The organism is Kitasatospora sp. NPDC005748, assembly GCF_040630735.1.
In the GTDB taxonomy this organism is placed as follows: Bacteria; Actinomycetota; Actinomycetes; order Streptomycetales; family Streptomycetaceae; genus Kitasatospora.
In genome coordinates this window covers 14,855-21,380 of record NZ_JBEXYD010000051.1, presented here as the reverse complement: position 1 = coordinate 21,380, position 6,526 = coordinate 14,855, and the positions used below count along the sequence as shown (strand labels likewise).

Sequence of the window (6,526 nt, the reverse complement as noted above, 5' to 3'; positions counted from 1 at the left end):
CCGGTGGGGGAGGGCCGGTACGCGGCTAGTGGTCGGCGGGGACGGGCCGCGCGGCGGGCGCGCGCCGCCGACGGGCGCCGACCCCCACCATCAGCAGGAACCCGGCGGCCAGCGCGATCGGCACGGCGTGCGAGAAGCCGACCACCGTGAGCGGGCTGAACCGCTCCATCAGCCCGGCGCTGAGCAGCATCCCGACGCCCATGCCGAGGCTCTCGGCGCTCGCCACCAGCCCGAACGCCTGGCCGCGCCGGTCGTCGTCGACGGCCTGGATCCGGGTGGTGTAGGAGATCTCGGTGAAGCCGTCGGCGAGCCCGGCGCCGAGCGCGACGACGAGGAAGAGCGGGGTCGGCAGCCCGGTGAAGGCGAGGATGAAGCAGGTGGACATCAGCGCGGTGCCGACCGCGAAGGCCCGCTCGCCCGGCTCCCGGCCGCGTTTGACGAGCAGTCGGGAGACCAGCTGGTGGGCGCCCAGGCTGCCGACCGCCCAGGTGGCCCAGAACAGGCCCAGCACGGCAGCCGGGTTCTCCGGGGACGTCCGGGTCGCGAACACCGGCAGGCCGATGTTGTGCGCGGCGGAGCCGAAGGCGTCGACCAGCCGGATGGCGACCATCGCGCCGATCACCGGCAGGGTGCGCAGCAGCACCAGCCCGGCGAACCGCCCGCCCGGCTCGGCCGCCGGGCGCGCCGTCGCTCCGTCGCGCTCGGCCCGGGTGCGCAGCGGCAGTCGCAGCACGACCGTGCCGAACACGACGAAGCTGGCGGCGTCGGTGAGCAGCGCGGCCTGGAACCCGGCCCAGGCCACCAGCACGCCGGCCGAGGCGAACCCGAGCACCATCGCCGTCGAACGCCCGGTCACCAGCACCCCGTTGGCGCGGGCCCGGTGCTCCGGGCCGACCATCTCGGGCACGCTGCTGCGCAGCGCGACGGCGCTGAGCGTGCCGGCCGCGCCGAAGAGCAGGGCCAGTGGGTAGAGCACCGGGATCCGCAGGTGGTCGGGGACGATCGCGAGCGCCACCAGGCCGGTGGCCTGGGTGAAGGCGCAGCCGACCATCAGCAGCCGGCGGTCGAGGCGGGCGACGACGCGCCCGGCGAGCACGCCGGCGCCGAAGCCGCCGAGCAGACGCAGCGTCAGGTAGCCGGCGGTGCCGAGGGCGTTGCCCGCGGCCTCGTAGGCGAAGAGGCTGAGCGCGACCATGTTGAGCTGGCTGCCGTAGCTGGAGACGGCGTCCCCGACGGCGAGCCGGTAGAACGGCCTGGGCAGGGCGCTCGTGGCGGTACCCCGGCTCGGAACGGTGTGATCCCCCACGACGGCTCCATTGCCATGTGACATTTCATCTGGATCCTAGGGCGGCGCCGTCGGCGGGATCAAGGGGTTCGACCGCTCACGGCGCTAAGACCATACGACGGTACGCCGTCAATTCGGACCGGAACGTTCACTTCCGGCCACCCGGCGCCCGAGCATGGCCGACCGAGGCGCCCTGGCGACGGCCGGCCGCTGTCGCCGGGCGGTTCGCGGGCGTACGGTGGCCACACGGTGGTGCGCAGTGCGGTCGCGCGCCCGTCGGGGCGCGGGACGGCGGCGCCACCGCCCCACGATGGCACGCCCCGCCGGAGACCGCGATGGCTGATCCCCTGGCCGACCGCATGGCCTTCTTCACCACGCCCCGGCACCCCCGTGAGCGCCGGGACCCGCAGGAGCGGCTGGGGGACTGGCGCGAGGTCTACCGGGAGGGCGCGACGCTGCCGGTCGCCGGTGACCAGGCCGCCCGCTGCATGGACTGCGGTCTGCCCTTCTGCCACCACGCCTGCCCGCTCGGCAACCTCGTCCCGGACTGGAACACCCTGGTCGCCCACGACGACTGGCGCGCGGCCGCCGCGCGTCTGCTGGCCACCAACAACTTCCCCGAGTTCACCGGCCGGCTCTGCCCCGCCCCGTGCGAGAGCGCCTGCGTACTGGCGATCGACGCGGAGGCCGTGACGATCAAGAACATCGAGCTGGCGATCGCCGACCGGGCCCTGGAGAGCGGCTACGACCTGCCGCAGCCGCCCGAGCGGCTGACCGGCCTGCGGGTGGCCGTGGTCGGCTCGGGCCCCGCCGGGCTGGCCGCCGCCCAACAGCTGACCCGGGCCGGCCACACCACGACCGTCTACGAACGCGCCGACCGGATCGGCGGCCTGCTGCGCTACGGCATCCCGGCGTTCCGGCTGGAGAAGCACCGGCTGGACCGGCGGATCGACCAGATGCGGGCCGAGGGCACGGTCTTCCGCACCGGCGTCGCTGTCGGCCACGACCTGCCCGCCGACGAACTGCGCGCCCGCAGCGACGCCTTGGTGGTGGCGGTCGGCGCGACCCGCTGCCGCGACCTCCCGGTACCCGGCAGCGAGCTGGCCGGCGTGCACCAGGCCATCAGCTACCTGACCCTCGCCAACCGGGTCGACGAGGGCGACTACCCCGTCTCGCCGGTCTCCGCCGAGGGACGCCACGTAGTGATCGTCGGCGGCGGCGACACCGCCGCCGACTGCCTGGGCACCGCGCTGCGCCAGCGGGCCGCGACGGTCACCCAGTTCGACATCAACCCCCGCCCGCCCGGGCGCCGCGCCTCCGGCCAGCCCTGGCCCGTGCACCCCAAGGTCTACCGGGTGACCACCTCGCACGAGGAGGCCGGCGGCCCGGCCGCCGAGCCCCGGGTGTTCGCGGCGGCCACGGTGGGGTTCGAGGCGGGCCCGGACGGCCGGCTGGCGGCCGTCCGCTTCGCCGAGGCGCGGCGGGGAGACCGCAGCCCCCGGCCCGGGACCGAACGCACCCTCCCGGCGGACCTCGCCCTGCTGGCCCTCGGCTTCGCCGGCCCGGGCTTCCCTGGTGCCGGCTTCTCCGGGCCCGGCCGGGACGGCGGGCTGGTCGGCCAACTCGGCCTCGCCGTCGGCCCGCGGGGCACCCTCGTCCGCGACGAGGAGTTCGCCGGCGGGGCGGACGGGGTGTTCGTCGCGGGCGACGCCGGGCGCGGCCAGTCGCTGATCGTCTGGGCGATCGCCGAGGGCCGGGCGGTGGCCGCCGCCGTCGACCGCCACCTGCGCGGGCGCACCGAACTGCCCGCACCGGTCTCGCCGTCCGACGGCCCGCTCACCGTCTGAGCGCCCGCCGCGTCGCGGTCCGTCGCGCCGCCGCCCGCCGCCCGTCGCGCCGCCGCGCGGGCCCTCACCGCGGCGCCGCCGCCCGGGTCGGTCAGACGAGTTCGAGCACCAGCTTGCCGGTGTTCTCGCCCCGGAAGAGCATCTGCAGGGTCTGCGGGAAGTCGTCCACCGTGCCCCGGACCACGTGCTCCAGCACCTTGATCCGCCCCTCGGCGATCCAGCCGCCGAGTTCCCGCGCGGCCTCCTTGTAGCGCGGCGCGTAGTCGAACACCACGAAGCCCTCCATCCGGGCCCGGCGCACCAGCAGCGACAGGTAGTTCGACGGCCCCTGGACGTCGGTGGCGTTGTACTGGCTGATCGCGCCGCAGACGACCACCCGGGCGCGCATCGCCAGGCAGGCCAGGGCGGCGTCCAGGATCTCCCCGCCGACGTTGTCGAAGTACACGTCGATGCCGTCCGGCACCAGGGTGCGCAGCGCCTTCCGGACGTTCCCGGCGCGGTAGTCGACCGCCGCGTCGAAGCCGAGCTCGTCCGTCAGCACGGCGCACTTCTCGGCGCCGCCGGCGATGCCGACGACCCGGCAGCCCTTCGCCTTGGCGATCTGGCCGACCATGCTGCCCACGGCGCCCGCGGCGCCGGAGACCACCACCGTCTCGCCCTCCTTCAGCGCGCCGACGTCCAGCAGGCCGAAGTACGCCGTCATGCCCGGGCTGCCGAGGGCGCCGAGGAAGGTCGACGGCGAGGCGAGCGCGGGGTCGATCCGCACGGCGCCCTTCCCGTCGGAGACCACGTGCTCCTGGACGCCGAAGAGGCCCGCGACCAGGTCGCCGATGGCGAAGCCGGGGTGGTTGGACTCGGTGACCTCGACGACCGACCCGGCCCGCATCACCTCGCCGATCCCGACCGGCGGCAGGTAGGAGGGGCGGTCGTCCAGCCAGCCGCGCATCGCCGGGTCCAGCGAGAGGTAGCGGGTGCGGCCGGCGAACTGGCCGTCGCCCGGCGCCGCGGCCGGCTCGGTGACGCGTTCCCAGTCCTCGGGGCCGATCTCGCCCACCGGCCGGCGGGCGAGGCGGATCTGACGGTTCTCTGCGGACAACATGGCGGCTCCCGGTGGCTGGACTGAGCTGGAGCGCGGTACGGCGGACCTCCCGCGACGAGGGAGAGTCTAAGCAAGCGCTTAGTCAGTGCGCCAGGGCGGGACCGGCGGTCCCGCCTCCGACCCGGTCCGGACGCTGCCGACCGGGTCGGCCTGCGGGCTGTTCGGGCGAGGCGCGCCGGTCGGACGGAGGTCGGCCGCTACCTTCTGGCGGGGGCGGGACGACCGGACGACGCGCACGGGAGAGCCATGACTTCGAAGCGGCCCGAGGGCGGGGTGGCGGTGGTACGGGTACGGGCCTCGCAGGTGCTCCGCAACCCCAAGGTCTGGATGGTCCCGACCGTCATCGTCGGCACGGTGGCCTTCCTGCTGTCGCTGCTCTACCTGGGCGGCATCATCAACCCCCGGGCGGACCTGCACCGGTTGCCGATCGGCCTGGTCAACGCCGACCAGGGGGCCGTCGTGGCGGGCCAGCCGCAGAACCTCGGCGCGCAGATCACGGCCGGCATCGCGGCCGCGCCGGACCCGCAGGGGCAGGTCTCCTGGCGGCTGCTCGACCAGGCCGCCGCCGACGACCAGCTGGCCTCGGGCAAGCTCGCGGGCGCGCTGGAGGTCCCGGCCGGCTTCACCGCCGCCGTGGCCGCGCTGGGCGCGCCCGCGCAGCCGATGCCGCCGCGGCCCACGCTGACGGTGCTGACCAACCCCGGGGTGGGCAGTCTCGCGTCCTCGCTGGCCTCCTCGATCACCCAGGCGGCCGCGCAACAGGCCTCGACGCAGCTCGGCAAGACCCTCACGGCGCAGGCGCAGGCGCAGGCCCAGCCGGCGGCCGGCGGCGGTGCGGCGATCAACGCGACGCTGCTCCAGCTGGCCGACCCGGCGGCCGTCGAGGTCAAGGTCGGCCACCCCATCGGCCCGCACAGCGGGCTGGGCCTGACGGCGTTCTACTACACGCTGCTCCTCGTGCTGGCCGGCTTCCTGGGCGCCAACGTGATCAGCAACGGTGTGGACGTGGCGCTCGGCTACGCGGCCAGCGAGCTGGGGCCGCTGCGGATGCAGCACCCGCTGGTGCCGATCAGCCGCACCCAGACGCTGACCGTCACCTGCGTGATGTCCGTCTGCCTCTCGGTGCTGACCTCCAGTCTGGTGATGCTGGCGACCGTGGTGGTGCTCGGGATGGACGCCTCGCACCTGCCGCTGCTCTGGGTCTTCTCGGTCTGCGCCAGCGCGGCGGTCGGGCTCGGCGCGCAGGCCCTGATCGCCGCGTTCGGCGGGATCGGGCAGCTGATCAGCATGTTCGTCTTCATCGCCCTCTCACTGCCGTCCTCCGGGGCGACCATCCCGCTCCAGGCGCTGCCGACCTTCTACCGGGGGCTGGCGGTGTTCGAGCCGATGCGCCAGCTCAGCGACGGCGTCCGGGCCATCCTCTACTTCGACGCGCAGGCCGACGCCGGGCTGGCGCGGGCCTGGGTGATGATCGCGATCGGCACGGTCGCGGCCCTGGTCTTCGGCTTCGCGATGACCACCTACTACGACCGCAAGGGCCTGCACCGGTTCCATCCCGAACCGAGCTGACCTGCCGGATGTCCCGCCGGGACTCATGTCCCAGTGGGACATTTCCGGGTGTACGGTGGACGACGTGAGCATCGAAGAGGCAGCGGGAGCGGCCCCCGAGGGCCGGCGCGAACGCAAGGCACGCCGAACCCGGGAGTCGCTGGCCGCCGCGGCCCTGCGGCTGGTCCTGGAGCGGGGCCTGGCCGCCGTCTCCGTGGAGGACGTCACCGACCTGGCCGACGTCTCTCGGCGCACCTTCAGCCGGTACTTCCCCTCCCGGGAGGACGCCGTACTGGACTGCCTGCGGGCCGACTTCGCCCGGATCAACGCGGCCCTGGCCGAGCGCCCCGCCGCCGAGACCCCGCTGACCGCGTACCGCGCGGCCCTGCGGGTCTGGCTGCGGGACGACCTCGACCCGGCCTGGCACCGGCGCCCCGGCGTCCGCGAGCTGTTCGGCCTGATCGCCGCGGAACCCGCACTGACCGCCGCCTACCGGCGGATCTGCGTCGACGAGGAGGAGGCGTCCATCCGGATCGCCGCCGCCCGGCTCGGCCTGGACGCCGAGCACGACCTGCGCCCGGCCGTCGCCATCGGCCTCGGGGTCGCGGCCCTCCAGGCCGCCTCCCGCGCCTGGGTCCGGCACCCCGCGACCGGCGCGGCCCCCGACCTGCCCGACCTGCTGGAGCAGGCCTTCGAGCTGCTCACCGCCGAACCGCCACCCGACGGCACGGCGGTGTGAACGAGCGC

The 6,526-nt window shown here is 75.1% G+C and carries 5 protein-coding genes; 3 read left to right on the top strand and 2 right to left on the bottom strand.

Going from position 1 to position 6,526, the window contains the following annotated elements:
• Positions 1–25: 25 nt before the first annotated feature.
• Complete coding sequence (locus ABZ495_RS28300; RefSeq protein WP_352287741.1) at positions 26–1,306, bottom strand: MFS transporter; 1,281 nt, start codon at positions 1,304–1,306, stop codon at positions 26–28.
• 326 nt (positions 1,307–1,632) lie between these two features.
• Between ABZ495_RS28300 and ABZ495_RS28295 the strand changes: the two genes are divergently transcribed.
• Positions 1,633–3,132: a glutamate synthase subunit beta gene (locus ABZ495_RS28295; RefSeq protein WP_359838757.1), complete on the top strand. Its 1,500-nt coding sequence runs from the start codon at positions 1,633–1,635 to the stop codon at positions 3,130–3,132.
• Between the two features lie 91 nt (positions 3,133–3,223).
• Here ABZ495_RS28295 and ABZ495_RS28290 read toward each other — a convergent pair whose 3' ends face one another.
• The gene (locus ABZ495_RS28290; RefSeq protein WP_359838730.1) at positions 3,224–4,231 is read right to left on the bottom strand and encodes an NADP-dependent oxidoreductase; all 1,008 of its coding nucleotides are present in this window, start codon (positions 4,229–4,231) and stop codon (positions 3,224–3,226) included.
• A 246-nt stretch (positions 4,232–4,477) separates the two neighbouring features.
• Between ABZ495_RS28290 and ABZ495_RS28285 the strand changes: the two genes are divergently transcribed.
• Both ABZ495_RS28285 and ABZ495_RS28280 read left to right on the top strand, forming a co-directional pair.
• Positions 4,478–5,800 (top strand): DUF3533 domain-containing protein, encoded by a 1,323-nt coding sequence (locus tag ABZ495_RS28285; protein ID WP_359838728.1) that lies wholly within the window; start codon positions 4,478–4,480, stop codon positions 5,798–5,800.
• A 64-nt stretch (positions 5,801–5,864) separates the two neighbouring features.
• On the top strand, positions 5,865–6,518 hold the full coding sequence (locus tag ABZ495_RS28280; RefSeq protein ID WP_329485777.1) for a TetR family transcriptional regulator: 654 nt from the start codon (positions 5,865–5,867) through the stop codon (positions 6,516–6,518).
• The last annotated feature ends 8 nt before the right edge of the window (positions 6,519–6,526 follow it).